Source organism: Anaerotignum lactatifermentans, from assembly GCF_014982935.1.
Taxonomy (GTDB): Bacteria; Bacillota; Clostridia; order Lachnospirales; family Anaerotignaceae; genus Anaerotignum; species Anaerotignum lactatifermentans.
In genome coordinates, this window is sequence record NZ_JADCKK010000051.1 from 1 (window position 1) to 18,624 (window position 18,624).

Below are 18,624 nucleotides of genomic sequence, written 5' to 3' on the forward strand. Positions count from 1 at the left end.
TAATAACCATCGAATCAAAGCAAAGTTAAAGGGCTTGCCACCTGCAATTTACAGACAACAAGCCCTTCTGGCTTCTTAAACAATTTTAATTTGAAAATATTGTCTAACTTTTTGGGTTCAGTTCATATTTCCGCCTTTCGACATTTTTACTATCCTATCAAATTCTAAAAAACAAATTTCATTTTTATTTCCAATAGCATTCCACATTCAAAACAGAAGCCGGTATGGAAATAAATTGAATATCAAACTTCAGACTTGGCTGCACACGGGTGCTGGCGCTATGTATTCGAAAACTGAATGCCCAATCGTTATCCATATAGATTTGAACGGTTGTTTTGCTCCCTTGTTTAAATCCCATGGAACGTATCTTCATAGGCGCGCTGGCATCAGGAATTTCAAAAGCAGATGCTTTCTCCCGGCTGGATCTGCCCAATGTGCCATGCAGATTGAATGTATGAATGGAAGTCATTTTCTTGCTGTCGTTGCTGACGATCTTATGATAATCTTTCATACCCACCAAATATTCAAACATTCTGATGGCAACTTCCGGCTCCCTTTCATAAGCCCTGTTTACCTCATCCAAAAAAGCTTTCAGCAGAGGAATGTATACATCCCCATCTTTATCATGCAGCTCTGACCATTTCGTACCAAGTTCTTTCTCTCGATTCAGCATCGCAAAAATGGGGCGGATGTCATCCCAATATTGTTTGCTGCAAGGGATACCATACCATTCTTTTCCAAAATCCAGAACATGGCTTAACCTGCTGTGTTTGACAGCCGTATGGTTATGCTTGATACTCAGCCCCACTTCCCAAGGTATATCTTCCCGGTAAATGACAATATCGCGGACATCCCCATTTTCTCCTGCTTCATCTTTCTGAAAAGCAAGAAACAGCGTCCCTTGATTTTCTTTCATCAAAGGCTCAAGCCCTAAAACCATATCCACCGCTGCATCAGCAGAGAGAGCATATAGTTCCCTTTTGTCCTGACTGATGGCATTCCATGCCCTTTTGTTGGCATCCAGACTGGAATTTGCCACAACACAGGTCTTTCTGACGGCAGCAAGTTTTTTGTATAAAGCAGTCATCCAAGCATATTCATAGGCTCTTCCTTGGTCATTGCTGTTTGTGCTCATTTCTTTTTTCCTCCCGTCTTTTTGCCAACATCCATTCCAATCACCTTATCCCCTTCTCCCTGCAAAAACAGCTTGATAGCCGTTGCAATCTCATAAGCAAGGTTCACAGGGACAGCATTTCCGATCATTTTATATGCGTTGTTTGTTTCTTTATAGAGGAACTGGAAATCATCAGGAAATCCCTGTATTCTGGCAATCTCGCGAATGGTCATTCGACGATAAAGGTGCTCACTGCCTTCCACAAAACGACAGTCATCTTTGCCAAATTTCTGCATTTTAGGTGCTTGTGGATGAAGCTGGCACTGACGCCCAGAAGCCTGTACAGTAAATGCCTGTTCATCCCACCCCTTCACTCTATTGCGGCTCATGAAGATAGGGGAAAAGGCACCTGTGAAATATTCGTTATTGTTCACCGCTTCAGGATTGTGATGATTCTTAGGACCTGCCGGTACAGCAGTATCCTGCAAATCCCAAATAATATCTCTTAAGGTAAGCTTGGCATCATCTTCCTCAGTGGAACCTTTTGGGAATACAAACTGGATATTCAGATCCTTGCGAAAACCGATATAGAAAACTCTTTTGCGTTCTTCTGCCACGCCATAATTTTTGGCGTTGACCAATGTCAGGGAAACATCATACCCAGCCTCCTCAAACATATGCAGGATATTCTGAACAGCCTCACTATGTCTGTTTGCCAGCATGCCGCTGACATTTTCCGCCAGGAAAAATTTCGGTGCAAACTCTTTCAGGAGCCGGATATAATCATAAAACAGTTTTCCTCTGGCATCTTCGATTCCTCTCAATGCGCCTGCTTCAGACCAAGATTGGCAAGGAGGTCCGCCAATGATACCGTCCACCTCTCCATCAATATAAGGAGCAATATCTTCTTTGGTAACCTGCCGGATATCACCTTCGATCAAATGGGTCTTTGGATGATTGATCTTAAATGTCTCATAAATGGTTTGATCAAACTCGTTTGCTACGGGAATATGAAATCCAGCCCGCTCAAATCCCAGATCAAGACCGCCGCATCCGGAAAATAAAGAAATTACATTCATACATTTTGCTCCTTGTCCATAAATTCTTCCAGTATTTTATCTGGAAGTCTCTGTGTTCAGCAAAAAGAATTCTTCTTTTCATGAAGCATTCCTCTTGCTCCTTCAAACACTTCTTCGTTCTCATATCATAAAAGGTCGCATTATTATAGCATTCTTTGCTGTTTTTTTCAATCCGATTTCCGTCATGCGCCCTTGTGTACGCTGCATCTGCCATTTTCATGAATATTTTGGAGGGATGCTTTTTGTCCATTTTTTCATACAAAAAGCCGGAAGCTTTCGCCTCCGGCTGTATGTGCAGGTAAGTTGAGAACAGATTTGTTCTTATTCTGCTTTTGTTACAACATTTTCGCAGAAGTTCATCAGCATAGTTGCTACCTGTGCTCTGGTTGCAGTGCCCTGAGGTGCCAGAGTGGTTTCTGTCATGCCATTTACAATGCCGTTGGCATTTGCCCACTGCATTGCTTCCACCGCGTAGTCGCTGATGGATTCGCTGTCTGTGTAGCCTGTCAGATCTGCTTTTTCTGTAACGTCATAGCCTTTCATCTGCGCGTAACGATACAGGATTGCCGCCAGCTGTTCTCTGGTGATGGAATCGCCCAGACCAAATGTGCTGTCATCATAGCCTGCTACAATACCATTTGCATTTGCCCAAACAATGGCATCTGTGTACCACATATCTGCTTTCACATCTGCAAAAGGATTTACACCTGTGCTTTCAGGCTGTTTTTCCATGTTATAGAGAACCACTGCCAGCATTTCTCTGGTCAGAGGTGCATTGGGTGCGAACTGATTTTCACCTACACCATTCATCATACCGTTTTCCACCACATAGTTTACGCCTTTGTAGAACCAATCGCTTTCGCTGACATCAGAGAAAGCAACGGTTTCAGGTTTTGTGGTTTCTTCTGTTTCTTCTGTTGTTGTTTCTTCTTTATCTTCTGTTTTGCCTTCTTCTTTGAAGGTTACAGTAACTGTCACGTCACAGTTTGCCATGCGGAAAGTATATTCGTTGTCTTTGTCTTCTACTTTCTTTGCGTCGATCTTGTCGCCTTCTGCATCGACAATTTCGATCTTGTCTACCACATAGCCCTTGTCAGGTGTGATAGTCAGTGTGATTTTCTGGTCTTCGTCTGCCCAGTCATCGCTGACAGAAACAGTGCCGTTCTTAGGGTTGATGATAGTGATGTAGCCGTCGTAGCTGTGAGAACCGCCGGAAGATTTTTTCTCAGCAGTATATGTGAAGCCATCTGTTTCATTTCCGCTGACTTCCAGTTTATAACCAGAAGGAACATCAATGGAATCGCTGATGTCTACATAAACTACCAGTTTTGCACCTGCCTGCAAACTAATCCGGTTTCCATTTGCATCAAATGTAACATTTTGAGGAATACGTGTTTCTGTTGAAATACTGATGTCCTGAAGCAAAGAAATCTCATTATTGCCTTTTACATTTTCCAGAGCTTCTTCCAATGTTTTATATGCTTCAGCAGTATATCCTGTTTTTACAATAACTACTTCATCTTCAACAGGTTTCAAATTTTCATCTGCCATAGGATAAGCAATTTCAGAAACATTATTGCCTTTTCCATCCAGAATACACAGTTTATTATCGGATGTAATATAGTTTCCGCTTAACATGACATCTTCCAAGTCTGCGGGATAATATACTTCCAGCGCACTCTGCTGGGTATTGCCAATCATTTTATTTCTGGTAACAGTAGTACTGAAATCTACACTGCCTGTAGACTGAATATGAACAAAACGCTGTCCCTTTACAGTCGCGTCGTCTGTCACTTCGAATGTGTTGTCTGTGATCACGATTTCAGCACCCGCCACTGGTGTAGTCTGAATTGCATCCCAGTCACAGTTTGTAAAAGAGCAATTTGTGATGGTCAGTTTTCCACTTAATTCAGATGCGTAAATAGGACTAAGATTATTAATAGAATTATGGATATCAGTAAAGCGAATGTTGGTAATTGTTGTATCTGCATTGGAGGCAGCAACATAAATCGCAACATTGCCTTCCACTTCATGTCCATTACCATTTAATGTAACATTCTTATTGATGCTAATTTGAGTAGGGTTTGTATAATCAGAGTTTACAATATCTTTCTGTAAAGTGATCACATCGCCATCTTTCGCATCATTGATGGCTGCATTCAAAGATGTGTATTCCACACTGCCAATTTTTGCAACAATCTCTTTTGTTGTTCCACTGCCATCAGTATTGGAAACCCAATTGCCGTTTTCATCTTTGATTGCATGGTTTCCTTTATCTGCTTCATCAATATCCTGTTTGTCAGCAGAGGATGCAGATACCAATACGTCTTTGGATTCTCCTTTAACTGTCAGGTCAACTGCATCTTTATCCAATCCGATAACCTGCACCTTCGCACTGTTTCCGAATCCACCACAAAATGCACCATTGACATTGATTGCGTTTACTGTACCAGAAATCACACTATTATAAATACCGATTGTACCAAGAGAGCCAGTACTTGTTCCCCAGATACCGCCAACATTGGCGTAACCTTCTACTTTTGTATTGGTTGTGGAACAATTGATAAATTCTACTCTGGCATTCTCATCTTTTGTCCAAATTTGTCCAGCAAATCCACCAACGCCATAGCTAACAGGGCTCTTTACTGTACTATTTACAATGTGAACGTTATCAATTGTTGCGTTTTCTTTGATCAGACCTACCAACGCACCAATATACGCATCTGTACTTGTAACAGTTGCATGGTCAATTGTTAAGTTCTTGATTGTTACTTCCTGTGCTGTACCGAACAAGCTGCCATCAACCATTGCTTCAATCTGCAAATTGGAAATGGTATGATTTTGTCCATCAAAAACAGAGTTATGATATGGTCTTTCTTCAACACCAATCTGTGTGAAAATAACATCCTGAGGCAGATCAATATCTGCAGTCAGTACAATTTTTTCAGGAATATTTTCATTGTCCCATTCTGTAATGCAAGAAAGCCACTGCAATTCCATAGGTGTAGAAATTTCACAAACACCATTGACAGCCTCAGGATATCCACTGATTTCCCCATTGTTTGTAATATGCAATGGATATTCTACGAAACCGCTTTCTGTTACATCTAAAACGCCATTATTCGTCATCTTCCCATTCAAGCGGAAAGTACCCTGAACGGTAAATGTTTTATCTTCAGATACCTCTAAAGTAAAACCTTCTTTCAATGTAAGGTCAGCCTGTTCTGGAATTTCGATATCTGCGTCCACTGTAATTTCTTTCGGTTCTGTAATAGGACTATTGAGCGCATTTACCAATTCATCGTAATTCTGAACAATCACCTCAGATTTTTCAAATTGTTTTACCACATACTTGCCATTTTCCTCTATTGCCAAACAATTTTCAGCCAAAAATTGCTTAGCGGGCTCATGTAAAAAGCTGCCTCCATAAATTTGGATACTTCCATTTTCGAAAGTCTTCAAATCATTTCGATCACCATTGCAGGCAAAATTGCCTCCTCGAATTTCTACTGTGGCATTTGAACAAGAAACCGCATAGTCTGTTTCTGAAATAACATCCACTGTTTTTCCTTCTTTTGGATCAATAACCAATTTTGCACCATTAAAGATACTAATTGCATTTACAAAAGCATCTCCAGCTCCGCTAGAACCGCCAGCATAAAAATATCCACCATGAATTGTTAAATCACCAACGGCAGATACGGCACGCCCCATACCAGACGAACCCATAGATGCGATAACTTGTCCACCATTGATTGTTGTTTCACTTCCTGCTTCTGTATAAATAGCATTTCTATAGAAACTTGTAACAGTACCACCATTTATCACCGCAGTACCATAATTCTCCAAACCTGTTCTTGTACCTTTTACAGTAAGTTCAGATCCATTTTCTGCCCCATTTAATACTACAGTAGCACCGCTGTTATTATAGATTGCAACCCCGCTGTCACTTACTTTATTACTCTCTGCACCAAAAATTTCTCCATTTTCTACTGTTAATTTCCCAGAATTTTGAATAACGTGCTTTGTAGATGCCGTAATACTCAGTCTATGATCGCCTAAATCCAACTTAATTTCTTTACTAGCCGGAATCACAAGTGTTGCATCCAATGTGATGTTATCTGTCAACTGAATAGTTGTTTCCACACCATCCTGCGCTTCCAAAACAGCTTTGTTCAAATCTTCAGCTGTACCTACAGATTTCACCACGCCATTTTTTGCAGCAACTTCCTCTGTTGCCACTTCCATTGCCGGCTGGATTTCTGTCGCTTCTACAACAGTTCCTTCTGTCGCCCCATTATTTACGGGTGTACCTTCTGCTGTATCAACAACTTCGGGTGCCTCCACTTCTCCCTCAGATTCTTTCGCAGGTTCTGTCCCTGTTGTCGTTTCTGTTTCTGTTGTTGTTTCTACAACTGTTCCTGCTTCGTTCATGCTGCCATCTTCCGCCATTGCTACATTCGGTACAGCAGTCAATGTCATAGACAGTGCCATAAAGCAAGGCAATACTTTTCTCTTCACCGAAAACTCCTCCTTTTCCTGATATACGTTTTCCTTATTAAAGTAAATCTTTGTAATAAAAAAAATTATGTATGCTCTACATGTGTTCATGTGTAGCATGTTTGTCATGTGCTTTCAATAAAAATATAGAAATTACGAATTGCTTTTATAGCATTTAAACATATTTATATCTATTATTGATTTCATTTTTTACAATGAGATCTCATATTAGCTTTCTCTGCAAAACAGCTGTCTATTTTCTTATACAAAAAGACGACAAAGTCCTCTTTGCCGTCCTCAAAAATTCCAATATATCGTAATAGGCACATCTCTCGACCCAGAAATCCTTCTTCCCACATCCACATGATCGACCAATGCTTCCACCATCTCTCTGGTCAGATGTTCCACATGGATATATTTTTCCACCAACTCTTTCCCATTTCCTCCTGCCTTTTTCCGCTCTTCTATTTCCTGAATCTGTTCTTTGCATATTTTCATCGCTTCTTCCAGTCGCTTCTTCTCCACGGAAAACGCCCTTGTCATGTCCAGATAATCTTCTTCTGTCAAAATTCCTCGCACCTGATCCAGATATAACGCCCGAAGGGCTTTTTTGCAATCTAGAATCTTTTTTTCGTAAAATTTCATCCGATTCGCAACACTGTTTTTCTGTTTTTCATATTCCTTATCCCATTGGATTCCCTGTTCCAAGGCTTCCTGATCCAGATAATTCTCTGCTAGCCGTTTCAGCTCCTCCATAACTTTGCTTTCCAAGCGGCTGACAGAAATAAAAGCGCCTCTGCAGGCATCTTTTGACACAGAACGGTTGGGGCAAGTCAAAAACCGCCACTCTCCCCGTTTCCCCGAGCGCAGCACATAGCCACATTCCCCACAGCGAGCTTTACCAGAAAACAGCCCAATGGTACCAGTGATAAAAGGCTTTGCTTTTTGTTCCCGCATTGCTTTTACCTTTTCTCACAATTCTTTTTCTATGATAGGTTCATGGGTTCCTTCGACCCGATACCATTGTTCCTTGGGGCGAGGCTTGTTTTTCTTTGTTTTATAAGAAACACTGCCGTATTTCCCCTGCACCATATTGCCTATGTACATTTCGTTTTCCAGCATGTCCGCAATGGTGTAATATTTCCACAAAGTGCTGTTTTTCTGCTTTGCCGGCGCTTTGATGATTCCTTTTCGGCGTTTATATTCTGTAGGATTGGGCACACCTCTGTCATTGAGCATTCGAGCTATGGCAGACTTCCCATATCCTTGGGAAAACAACGTAAAAACTTCCCGCACCACCTGCGCCGCCTCCTCATCAATGATAAGATGCCCCTTTCGTTCCGGGTCTTTCTGATACCCATACAATGCCGTAGCGCCAATATGAAATCCATTTTTCCGCCGGTTCCGCAGGACACTTCGGATATTATCGGACATATCCTCCAGATACCATTCGTTGACCAGACCATTGATCTGCCGTGATTTTTTGTTACCTTTCACGTCTGTATCGGCATTGTCCACAATGCTGACAAACCGGATGCCCCACTGGGGAAATAACCCATGGAGGTATTTTTCCACCAGCTCCAATTCCCTTGTAAAACGGGACTGGGTCTTGCAAAGGATGATGTCAAAAAGCCTTTTTTCCGCATCTTCCAAAAGACGCCGAAACGCCGGTCGATTCCGATCAGCACCAGCATAGTCATCATCGCTGTAAATGCCGTAAATCTCCCAGCCCTGTTCTATGGCATACTGCACCAGCATGGATTTTTGATTCTGGATACTGGCGCTGTCGTCCGCAAAGCTGCGCTTATCCTGATCTTCTTCCGATAGTCTACAATAGATGGCTGCCTTCACATGGATTACCTCCTCTCTATCATCTGTGAAGCATTTCTTTGTTCCGCTCCATTTGATTGATGAGGCTGATCCAAGCCTTTGTGAATTGTTCCCGTCTTGGTTCGCTGTTGCCGTCTCGAAATACACTTTTACAGGTATTTTCCTGTCTTTCTTTCATACAGTCCACCTCCCTATATTTATTTATGCCCTTTGGGATGTCCATTTTCTTGTTTGACTCTGTCGAATGGTTGAAAAAAAGAGAAGCTTCTAAAACATTTCTCTTTCAAATCATTCGAAAAACAGCCCCTCGCATTTATACGCCCATTTCTTACTTCTTTTTTACGTTTTGGCAATACCATAGAAGCCCGTATGCTTTTTTGCTACAATCATACTATAAGAAGCGAAAGGGAATGCCGCAGCAAAAAATATAAGGAGGTAGAAGATATGGCTGATCTTGAACAAAAAACCATGAATGACATATGCGAATCCACAGACAACAACACCGCTCCAAAATTACCATCCCAAGATACTGCCGCAGAAGAAACCCTTTGGAAGAAGTCCATGAACCGCATTTTGGTAGGCATAACACTGACTGCCATTACATTGAACTTTGGACTTCTTAATTACATTTTCCCAACCATTGGAACCATGCTGCTTCTTTTTGGTTTTCGTGCCTTACAACATGAAAACAAGTGGTTCAAAAGATGTTTTATCATCTCCATCATTCGCACCGCATATTTCTTCTGGATGCTGATATGGAACACCACCATACTGCACAGCACCATATATTCATCGGCAATGAACACTGTGCTGTTCATTGCAAATCTGCTTTTACAGTTTGCGCTTTTTGTTTGCCTTTGGCAGGGCTTTCTCTCCATTCGGCAAAAAGCCGGGCTTTCTCCTCACGCAGGCAGCGCAGCTGCCCTAATTGTTTGGTATTGCCTGATATGCCTCCTCGCTTTGGTACACTACAACGGCTTTATCATTGCCCTGATCATGTTTATTGCCTATTGCCGCATTATCTACAAGCTGAATAAATTATCCAAAGAACTGGATGAAGCAGGATACGAAATCAGCGACGTTCCTGTCAAATGGACAAACCGACGGATCACCATTGTCCTTCTTGTTCTGCTGCTCATTGGCGGCGCATGCGGTTATCTTTTTTGCAGCAGTTATCCGATGAAATGGACTGCACTGCCTGCTGATGAACACAATAATGTGGAGGACATCAAAGCACAGCTCATAGACCTTGGATTTCCTGCCTATATCCTGAACGACCTCCGTGCGGAAGACATTGCCGCTTGCAGCGGTGCCCTGCAGGTCGTTGTTGATGTAACCGACATACCTCTGGAGGATTATGAAGACACAGGTGATTCCGCTTATGATACTCCAAATCTTCGTGTCACAGGCATTGGTGTGCAGGTTCCAGCCGAACGAGAGCGTTGGATCATCTTCCATCACTTTCTATGGACAAAAAGTCCCGGATTTTATGGAACAGAAGCCATTCAGCTTTGGCCTGTTTACAGAGATCTTTCCGACGGATGGGATTCCGGCGGCGATGTAACAGGGCGTGTTTTATATAACAGCAACGAAGAAACCTTTGCAGCAGACTATTATTCATTGGGCACACAAACATATGCTTCCAACAGTTTCTTCTTTGGTCCCCAAGACAACACCGATGTGTTTGCCACATTCTCTATGCCTCGACAGGGCAGCAGTTATAGAGGCTATATCGCATATCCCATTGAGGAAGTGCAGGATGGATACATTATCAGCAGTTGGATCAATTATGTACATCAGAAAAGCTGGGTGCAGTATCCTGTTATGACAGCAATGGAAAAGAGAATGACAAACAGTTGGAACTATGCTGGCGCATTTCAGACATTGGAAGATGCCCTGCAATTTTATCCATCAGACGAAGGCATCGATCTGTACAGCTAACACTACAGCACTTCTCACATGACACTTCCAAAGGTGCAGCAGAGCAGAAAGCCCGCAGCACCTATGAATACCTCATCGACTTGGCGGAAGACCCGGACGTTCTGGCCCCCCTGCGGTTCCTGCGGGAACGGGAAGTGGTGCACTTCCAGCGGTTCGGAGAAGCACTGGAAATTGCCAGAGATCATCTGAATCAAAAACACTGGTTCTTCAAATAAGCAAATCCCGCTAAAAAGCAGCAGGAAGCCTTGTTATCCCCAACAGGCTTCCTGTTTTTTGTATGCCCTTTTCTTTTCATGAAAATCATAGAAAAAAACGTGTTCTTTCTGTGAAAAAGTCTTATAATAAGAAGTAAGATTCATATGCTTGTGTATGACGCACAGCATTGGGAGGTGACCGCCGTATGCGCGATTTTTATTTGAAAAACAGACAGGCTCTCCAGGATTTTCTCATTCTGGGTGCCACCATATTGTTTTGTTTTCTCTTTTTCCGCTACTTATTCCCGATTTTTCTGCCTTTTCTGGTGGGCTGGCTCCTGAGCCTTCTATTCCGTCCACTGGCAACTTATCTGGAAAAGCGGCACATTCCCCGCTGGATTGCGTCTTTGTTCTGCATCCTATTATTTTTGGGGCTGATTTCCCTTTTTGTTGCTCTCATTGGCAACCGCATCGCCGCACAGGCACAATCCTTCCTGCGGCTCATGCCCCAGTACATGCTCCTGATTCAAAACGCATTGAATCGGTTTTGGACACAGTTGGATAGTCTGCTGGTGGTACTGCCTGACCCGCTGCAAAATCTCATTCAAAACTCCACAGAGCAGCTGCGGGGCAATCTGTCCTCCATACTGCTTTCTCTGGTGCAGAGCACAGGTTCTTCATCCCTGACTTCCGTACCGAATTTTCTGCTGGGTGTGCTCATTGCGCTGCTGTCCTCCTATTTCTTCACAAAAGATGCAGCCCTCATTCGCAGCCTTTATGAAAAATATGTGCTTTCCCTGTTCCGCACATCCATCCATAATACAAAGCGGAATCTGAAAACATCCGTATGGGGCTATATCAAAACACAGCTGATTCTGATGATTTATACCTTTGCCATCACATTCATCGGTCTTATGGTACTGCGTTCTCCCTTTGCACTGCTGCTCAGTGTCATCATTGCCATCATTGATGCCCTGCCGTTCTTTGGCAGCGGCTTCATTCTCTGGCCGGGAGCCGTCATCCATCTGATTCTTGGCTCTCCCAAGCTTGCCATTGGTTATATGGTCATTTACGCCGCTGTACAGATCATGCGACAAATCATGCAGCCAAAGATTCTTGGTACACAGATTGGTCTGCATCCTTTGCTGACACTGTTTTCCATGTACTTTGGATATAAATGCATCGGCTTCTGGGGTCTGCTTCTGGGTCCTGTCATTGCAGTCATGTTGCAGGCATACTTCCAGACCCGCGAAAAACCACCAACCACATAAAAAAAAGCGTTTTCGGTTTAGGGGCATCTTCATAAGAAAACAAAAAAGCCAAAACCCTTATCATTACAAAGGATTTTGGCTTTCTTATTTTGTTCAGATTTTATTTGTTATGTTTTCTTATGAAGACAGCCGTTGCACTTCCCCTTAAGAAATTAAGGAAAAGGAAAATCCATGTGTTCTTAAGGGGAAATTGCTTTTACCGAAAACGCTTTTTTCTTATACTTTATGCCTGAAACATGGGTGTGGACAAATATCTGTCGCCAGTATCGGGCAGCAGAACGACGATGTTCTTACCCTTATTTTCGGGACGTTTTGCCACTTCCAGAGCCGCATGGATGGCTGCCCCTGCGGAAATGCCCACCAACAGACCTTCTTTCTGTGCCACTTCTCTGCCTGCTGCATAAGCCGCTTCTTCTGTAACGGTGATAATTTCGTTATACAGCTTTGTATCCAGAATGGAAGGCACAAAGTTTGCGCCGATGCCCTGCAAGCCATGGCTGCCGGCTCTGCCTTCTGTCAGCAGAGGAGAGGAAGCAGGTTCCACACCGATAATCTGAACATCGGGATTCTTTTCTCTCAGATAACGACCTACCCCAGTGATGGTGCCGCCGGTACCAATGCCTGCTACGAAAATATCCACTTTGCCGTCGGTATCTTCATAGATTTCAGGACCTGTTGTTTCGTAATGCGCCTGCGGGTTTGCAGGGTTGTCAAACTGTCCGGGAATGAATGCGCCGGGGATTTCTTTTGCCAGTTCTTCCGCTTTGGCAATGGCACCAGCCATGCCTTTTGCCCCTTCTGTCAGCACCAATTCCGCACCGAAAGCAGACATGAGCAGACGGCGTTCCATGCTCATGCTGTCAGGCATCACGATGATGGCTCTGTAGCCTCTTGCCGCTGCCATAACAGCCAGACCAATGCCCGTATTGCCGCTGGTAGGTTCGATGATAGTCGCGCCTGCTTTCAAAAGACCTTTTGCTTCCGCATCTTCCACCATTTTCTTTGCTACACGGTCTTTGGCACTGCCGCCGGGGTTCAAAAACTCCACTTTTGCCAAAACTTTCGCATCCAGATTATGGATTTCTTCCAAATGTGTCAGTTCCAGTAACGGCGTTTTGCCGATCAATTCTTCTATATTTTTGTAAATCTTTGCCATGGGAATCATCCTTTCCGCGATTTTTAAACATAGTATCACTATAGGTTTTGTATGTCAAGCTGTTTTTTTCAGCCTGCATCTGTTCTCATATTACCACATTCCGCCGCTGCCTTCAAATAAACTTCATGCTTGTTTCGCTTTCTTTTCCTTGTATACGTTCTTTTTTTGTGCTAGTATTTTAATGGAAATATTCATTGATTGAGATATAGAAAGGAACGATTCAAATGAAAATCGGACGCAACGATCCCTGCTGGTGCGGCAGCGGAAAAAAATATAAAGTCTGCCACGCAGATTTTGACGAAAAACTGGCAGAACTGAAATCCAAAGGGGAAAAAGTACCTCCCCACTCTCTCATCAAAACACCGGCACAGCTGGAAGGCATCCGCAAAGCCGGCAAACTGAACACAGAAATTCTGGATATGGTAGCAAAAAACATCCACGCAGGCATGTCCACAGAAGACATCAACAAACTGGTTCATGAATACACCATCGCACACGGCGGCATCCCCGCACCTCTGAACTACTGCGGATTCCCTAAGAGTGTCTGCACATCCGTAAACGATGTCATCTGCCACGGTATCCCCTCTCCCGACGAAATCCTGCAGGATGGGGACATCATCAATGTAGACGTTACCACCATTCTGGATGGGTATTACGCAGATGCATCCCGTATGTTCTGCATTGGTCAGGTCAGCGACGAAGCCAAAAAACTGGTGGAAGTCACAAAAGAATCTGTTGACCTTGCCCTGGCAGAAGTAAAACCTTGGGGTCATCTGGGTGACATCGGCGAAGTTATCAGCAAACACGTTTATGCTCACGGCTATACTGTCCTTCATGACATCGGCGGTCACGGTGTTGGCAACGACTTCCACGAAGAACCTTATGTATGCCACATCGGCAAAAAAGGCACCGGCATGCTGCTGGTTCCCGGCATGGTATTCACCATCGAACCCATGGTAAACGAAGGGGAAGAAGATTTCTTCCAGGATGAAGAAAACGGCTGGACTATCTACACAGAAGACGGTTCCCTTTCCGCTCAGTGGGAATACACCGTTGCCATCACCGAAGACGGCGTAGAAGTCATTACCCATTGATTTGATTCACACAAATGAAAACGTGAGGTGTTGCATTTATGAACGGTTCCAAACACATTTCCAACTGTTACAGCGCCTTACAGGGACTCTACTGGATGAGTTACGGCGCCATCTATACCTTTGCCGCCGTAGTCCTTTTAGACAGAAACTATACGGATTCACAGGTCGGCACACTCATTGCGCTGGCCTGTGTTTTTTCCGCTGTGTTTCAGCCCTTCGCGGCTGCGGCAGCTGACCGGGGAAAGCGGTTTTCTCTGCGGTCTTTGATGACGCTGATCTGTCTTTTGACCATCGTCCCTATGGTTCTGCTGTTTTTCTTTCCACAGCAAGCCCTTTCCGGCGTTTGTTATGTGATTCTGCTTCTGCTGCATCTTGCCTTCCAGCCTCTTTTGAGCGCATTAGGCATGCATCTGCTCAATAACGGATATTATCTGAATTTCGGCGCTGCCCGCGGCATCGGCTCCATGTCCTATGCTGTCCTTGCCTTTTTCCTCGGGTCTTTGACGCTGATTTTTGGTCTGCGGTGTCTGCCTGTCATTGGCAGTCTGCTGTATCTGCTTATGGCAGTATTGTTGCAGGCATTTCCAGAAACCAAGCGGAGCGGCTCATCCATCGTATCCTCTCGGGGTACCGTTTCCATACTGCGGGAAAACCATCGGTTTGCTGTCCTCTGTCTGGGCATCATCCTCATTTTCATTTCCCATAGTGCCATCAACACCTACATGATTCAGATTCTGCAGAAAATCGGCAAAGGCAATCAGGAACTGGGGCAGGTCATGGCATATACAGCCGTACTGGAATTTTTCGTGATGATCGGCTTTTCCAGATTCGTCAAAGGACGGGACTGCGGCAACATCTTACGTTTCACCGCCATCTTTTTTGTGCTGAAAGCCATTTTTGTTCCCTTGGCACCTACTCTGCCTTTGATTTACGTGGCCTTTCTGACACAGATTTTTTCCTTTGCCCTGTTCACACCGGCTTCTGTTTACTATGCAAATGCCATTCTTCCTGCCGGGGACAAAGTAAAAGGACAGGCAATGATCACCATTGCCATCACCATCGGCAACATCGCCGGCAGCTTTCTCTGCGGCCATTTCATCACCCTTTGGGGCATCACAGCGGCTATCCTGGTGACCGCTGCCATTGCCGTCATTGGTCTGATCTGCTTCTTCCTTGGCGCGGAAAAAACAGGACCCATTATCTTTTCTGAAACGCAAAAAAGTGCCGAATCATAAGAAAACAAAAAAGCTGAAATCCATACAAAGGATTTCAGCTTTCTTATTTTCATTGAGATTTTATTACCCATCGCAATTCGGGCACTTTTCTTATGCCCATAAAATAGCGATTTCCGTCAGCACGGTTTCTTCTTCATCAAAAATGAATGTGATGGTTTCCCACTGGCCGTCTTTTTCTTCCACAAAAGTTTTGGTATGCACCACATCACCTCTGCGGCATTCCTTTCGGTATACCACACGGATGTCCTTCAGTGTCATGCCGTCATAAATTTCATCAGGCACATCATCCAATGCCCATTCCAGATATTTCACGTTATTGGCATGACCATTGGTATCCGTATCTCTGCGGGTCACTGTAAATCTCTGCTGTGCCGCAGGTTCCCCTTCAGGCATAGGCGGCATACGGAACTTTTCCCCTTCAATGGCAGGGGGCTGGTTGGTGCCGTATTTCTCAATCATGTCATCGGGCATATTGGTGGGTTTGCGCTTTGCAAAATCCATGTAAATCCAGCGGGACATACCATCAGCAATCTTTTCTCCCTTTTCGTCAAAGAGATAATATCCTCTTTCTGCCTGCATTTTCCGGCATTTGTTGCTCCATGTTTCCAGCCGGATGGTTTCTCTGTGGGCAGGCATACGATATACCATAATATGCCAGTTGATAACTGCCCAGCCGCACTGAAGCTCCGCCAGATAGTCCAAGGTATAACCCAGTGTATCTGAGTGGTCAATGGCCGCATTTTGCAGGGCAGACAGCAGTGCCGCCGGAGAAAGCGTTCCTTTCTGGTCTACCTGATAATAATTGATGGTCTGTTCTTCCGCATATCCTTTGCGTTCCATAAAAAACCTTCCTTTCCGGCAGTTCTTACAGCATAGGGGAAATGAGCCTTGCCACGGCTTCTTTCACCTTGAACCACCATCTTCTTCTGTAATACCATTCTCTGGTGATCTCTACAGAGCTTTTCAAATCGTTCAAAAAGTCCTGTTCCAGTTCTCTGGTAAAAGCGGCATCATACAAAAAGGCGTTGACTTCAAAGTTCAGGTCAAAGCTGCGAATATCCATATTGGCTGTGCCCACAGAGGACATTTTCCCGTCGATGCACAAACTCTTGGAATGGATGAAACCTCTTTCGTACTGATAACATCTCACGCCTGCTTCCAACAGCTGTCCCAAATAGGACATACTTGCCCAGTATACAAAGAAATGGTCTGGGTTGCCGGGAATCAGTATCCGCACATCCAGCCCGGAAAGAGCTGCCACCCGCAGAGCTTCGAAAATACCGTCATCCGGTACAAAGTAAGGCGTTGTCAGATAAATATGATGCTCCGCTTCATTGATCATTTTAAAATAGCCGTTGTGTACGTTATGCCATTTGGTATCAGGACCGCTGGAAACAATCTGCATACGGATGCCTTCCGTCTGTTCTCTGAGCGGGAAATACCGCTGTTCCAACTGGACAGCACCATAACGTGTGGTAAAATTCCAGTCTTTGATAAAACGAATCTGCATCTGGTCGATGGCGTCGCCTACCACCCGCAGGTGGGTATCCCGCCAAGGACCATAGCGTTTGACAATGCCAAGATATTCATCGCCCACGTTAAAGCCGCCGATATAGCCCACTTTCCCGTCGATGATACAAAGCTTTCTGTGGTTGCGGTAGTTGATACGCACAATGAATGGCGGCAAAAACGCCGCTGTGTATCCGCCAGCTGCGTGCAGTTTGTCAAAAAAGTCTTTGGGCAGTCTGGAATTCCCCATGCCGTCATAAAGCAGACGCACTTCCACGCCTTCCTCTGCTTTTTTCGTCAGTTCCTCCACCAGACGGGTGCCCAGCTTGTCCCCACGCCAGATATAATATTCCAGATGGATAAATTCCTTTGCCTGACGAATGTCACGGACAAGCGCCTCAAATTTGTCAGCCCCAGTGATAAACCGTGTCACCTTATTGTTGAATGTCATCCAGTTGCCGGAGTTCAAATGCAGATAAGCAAGGTCTGTCAGATATTCCGCATCCACCAGTCTGCCGCCTTTTTCGATGATTTCTTTCTGGGCTTTTACCCTGCCCACACATCGCTCATCCTGGAGCAGATATTTGTAATAAACCTCTCGGTCATACTCCTCTTTGACCCGGAACATTTTTTCCCGTTTGCTGTTCCTGCCGAATATCATGTAAATGACGAATCCAAACACCGGGATGAACAGCAGCACAAAAAGCCACGCCCAGCTGCTGGCAGGATTTCTTCGTTCAAAAAACACCACAAAGCCAGCCAAAATCACGTTGATGACCAAAATCCCTATGGCGATATACGCCAGAATGGAAACAATCTCCATAGACTTCCCCCTTTCTTTCCAAATATAAAATATGAGAAATTCAAATAAAATTCCATAATATAGTATACGCAAAATACGTCTTGACCGCAAGTTGAGGTGCAGCAAAAATTTTGAAAATTTTCACTTTTCCACTTCCCTATTCTTCTAATCTCTGATACAATAGAGTGACGTGAGAAATACAAAGGAAAAGCCTTTTGGGCTTTTTACTGCAAGGAGGAACATTTTGTGAACATTAACGCATCCGATATCATCATCATTGCACTGATTGTTGTGGCTGCTCTGCTGGCAGGCGCTTATTATCTGAATAAAAAGACCATGCGCCGCATGATCCAGGCACAGGATTTCATCGACCAGAACCGTATGACTGTACAGGCGTTCATCATCGACAAAAAACAGGAAAAACCTTCCCCTACCAACCTGCCTAAAGCTGTTTTCGATCAGCTGCCCAAAATGGCAAAAATGCGTAAGGCAAATCTGGTAAAAGCAAAAATTGGTCCCCAGATTGTGACACTGATGTGTGATAAACCCGTTTACGAAGTACTGCCCGTGAAAAAATCCCTGAAAGTAGACATTGCAGGCATGTATATCGTCAGCGTAACCGGCATGAATCTGGCTGATAAGAAAAAGAAAACATTCACAGAAAAAATGACCACACGTATGAACAATGTGGTTTCCGATCAGTCCCAGAAAACAAAAAACAAAAAATAAGCAAACAAAAAGCTGAAATCTTAAAAGATTTCAGCTTTCTTTTTTGTACGCCGAACAGGTATGACAAAACCCCCAGTTCAACTGGGGGTAGGTAAAAATACTTTAGTATAAGAAAGAAACCTCCTGCGTTATAATGAAAATGGTCTGGCAACCAAAATTATAGAAGCAGG

The 18,624-nt window shown here is 44.0% G+C and carries 15 protein-coding genes and 1 pseudogene; 7 read left to right on the top strand and 9 right to left on the bottom strand.

Annotated features, from left to right (window positions below; translation table 11 throughout):
* Positions 1-79: IS3 family transposase (locus tag INF29_RS15365; protein ID WP_408626509.1), on the top strand; the 79-nt coding region annotated here is incomplete at its 5' end.
* A gap of 105 nt (positions 80-184) precedes the next feature.
* Here the strand turns inward: INF29_RS15365 and INF29_RS14760 are convergent.
* From INF29_RS14760 to INF29_RS11150, 6 genes are all read right to left on the bottom strand, one after another.
* Positions 185-1,135 (bottom strand): HaeIII family restriction endonuclease, encoded by a 951-nt coding sequence (locus tag INF29_RS14760; protein WP_193486606.1) that lies wholly within the window; start codon positions 1,133-1,135, stop codon positions 185-187.
* On the bottom strand, positions 1,132-2,193 hold the full coding sequence (locus tag INF29_RS14765; protein ID WP_193486608.1) for a DNA cytosine methyltransferase: 1,062 nt from the start codon (positions 2,191-2,193) through the stop codon (positions 1,132-1,134). The genes INF29_RS14760 and INF29_RS14765 overlap by 4 nt, the downstream gene beginning before the upstream one ends.
* 321 nt (positions 2,194-2,514) lie before the next feature.
* The gene (locus INF29_RS15095) at positions 2,515-6,714 is read right to left on the bottom strand and encodes an S-layer homology domain-containing protein (protein ID WP_193486610.1); all 4,200 of its coding nucleotides are present in this window, start codon (positions 6,712-6,714) and stop codon (positions 2,515-2,517) included.
* Between the two features lie 276 nt (positions 6,715-6,990).
* Positions 6,991-7,650, bottom strand: a complete 660-nt coding sequence (locus tag INF29_RS14945; RefSeq protein WP_272872652.1) for a DUF4368 domain-containing protein — start codon at positions 7,648-7,650, stop codon at positions 6,991-6,993.
* A 15-nt stretch (positions 7,651-7,665) separates the two neighbouring features.
* The gene (locus INF29_RS15100; protein WP_330608323.1) at positions 7,666-8,544 is read right to left on the bottom strand and encodes a recombinase family protein; all 879 of its coding nucleotides are present in this window, start codon (positions 8,542-8,544) and stop codon (positions 7,666-7,668) included.
* Between the two features lie 19 nt (positions 8,545-8,563).
* Entirely contained in the window at positions 8,564-8,701 is a 138-nt protein-coding gene (locus INF29_RS11150; protein WP_191344948.1) for a hypothetical protein, read from the bottom strand.
* 266 nt (positions 8,702-8,967) lie between these two features.
* Between INF29_RS11150 and INF29_RS11155 the strand changes: the two genes are divergently transcribed.
* From INF29_RS11155 to ytvI, 3 genes and pseudogenes are all read left to right on the top strand, one after another.
* Complete coding sequence (locus tag INF29_RS11155) at positions 8,968-10,464, top strand: hypothetical protein (protein WP_193486612.1); 1,497 nt, start codon at positions 8,968-8,970, stop codon at positions 10,462-10,464.
* 35 nt (positions 10,465-10,499) lie between these two features.
* Positions 10,500-10,679 (top strand): annotated as a pseudogene (locus tag INF29_RS15370) (manganese catalase family protein); the annotation flags it as partial.
* A gap of 185 nt (positions 10,680-10,864) precedes the next feature.
* A complete protein-coding gene (ytvI, locus tag INF29_RS11165; RefSeq protein WP_193486614.1) occupies positions 10,865-11,929 on the top strand; it encodes a sporulation integral membrane protein YtvI in 1,065 nt (354 codons plus the stop codon).
* 223 nt (positions 11,930-12,152) lie between these two features.
* On the opposite strand, the gene cysK is transcribed toward ytvI, so the two are convergent.
* Entirely contained in the window at positions 12,153-13,085 is a 933-nt protein-coding gene (gene cysK, locus INF29_RS11170; RefSeq protein ID WP_193486616.1) for a cysteine synthase A, read from the bottom strand.
* Between the two features lie 224 nt (positions 13,086-13,309).
* On the opposite strand from cysK, the gene INF29_RS11175 reads away from it, so the two are divergent.
* Together INF29_RS11175 and INF29_RS11180 are read left to right on the top strand one after the other, a co-directional pair.
* Entirely contained in the window at positions 13,310-14,179 is an 870-nt protein-coding gene (locus INF29_RS11175) for a methionyl aminopeptidase (protein WP_193486618.1), read from the top strand.
* A 38-nt stretch (positions 14,180-14,217) separates the two neighbouring features.
* Positions 14,218-15,414, top strand: coding sequence for an MFS transporter (locus INF29_RS11180; protein ID WP_193486620.1), 1,197 nt, complete (start codon positions 14,218-14,220; stop codon positions 15,412-15,414).
* A 90-nt stretch (positions 15,415-15,504) separates the two neighbouring features.
* Here INF29_RS11180 and INF29_RS11185 read toward each other — a convergent pair whose 3' ends face one another.
* Together INF29_RS11185 and cls are read right to left on the bottom strand one after the other, a co-directional pair.
* Positions 15,505-16,254, bottom strand: a complete 750-nt coding sequence (locus tag INF29_RS11185; protein WP_193486622.1) for an acyl-[acyl-carrier-protein] thioesterase — start codon at positions 16,252-16,254, stop codon at positions 15,505-15,507.
* A gap of 25 nt (positions 16,255-16,279) precedes the next feature.
* Positions 16,280-17,746: a cardiolipin synthase gene (gene cls, locus INF29_RS11190; RefSeq protein ID WP_072851787.1), complete on the bottom strand. Its 1,467-nt coding sequence runs from the start codon at positions 17,744-17,746 to the stop codon at positions 16,280-16,282.
* A gap of 225 nt (positions 17,747-17,971) precedes the next feature.
* On the opposite strand from cls, the gene INF29_RS11195 reads away from it, so the two are divergent.
* Complete coding sequence (locus INF29_RS11195; RefSeq protein WP_072851783.1) at positions 17,972-18,454, top strand: hypothetical protein; 483 nt, start codon at positions 17,972-17,974, stop codon at positions 18,452-18,454.
* The last annotated feature ends 170 nt before the right edge of the window (positions 18,455-18,624 follow it).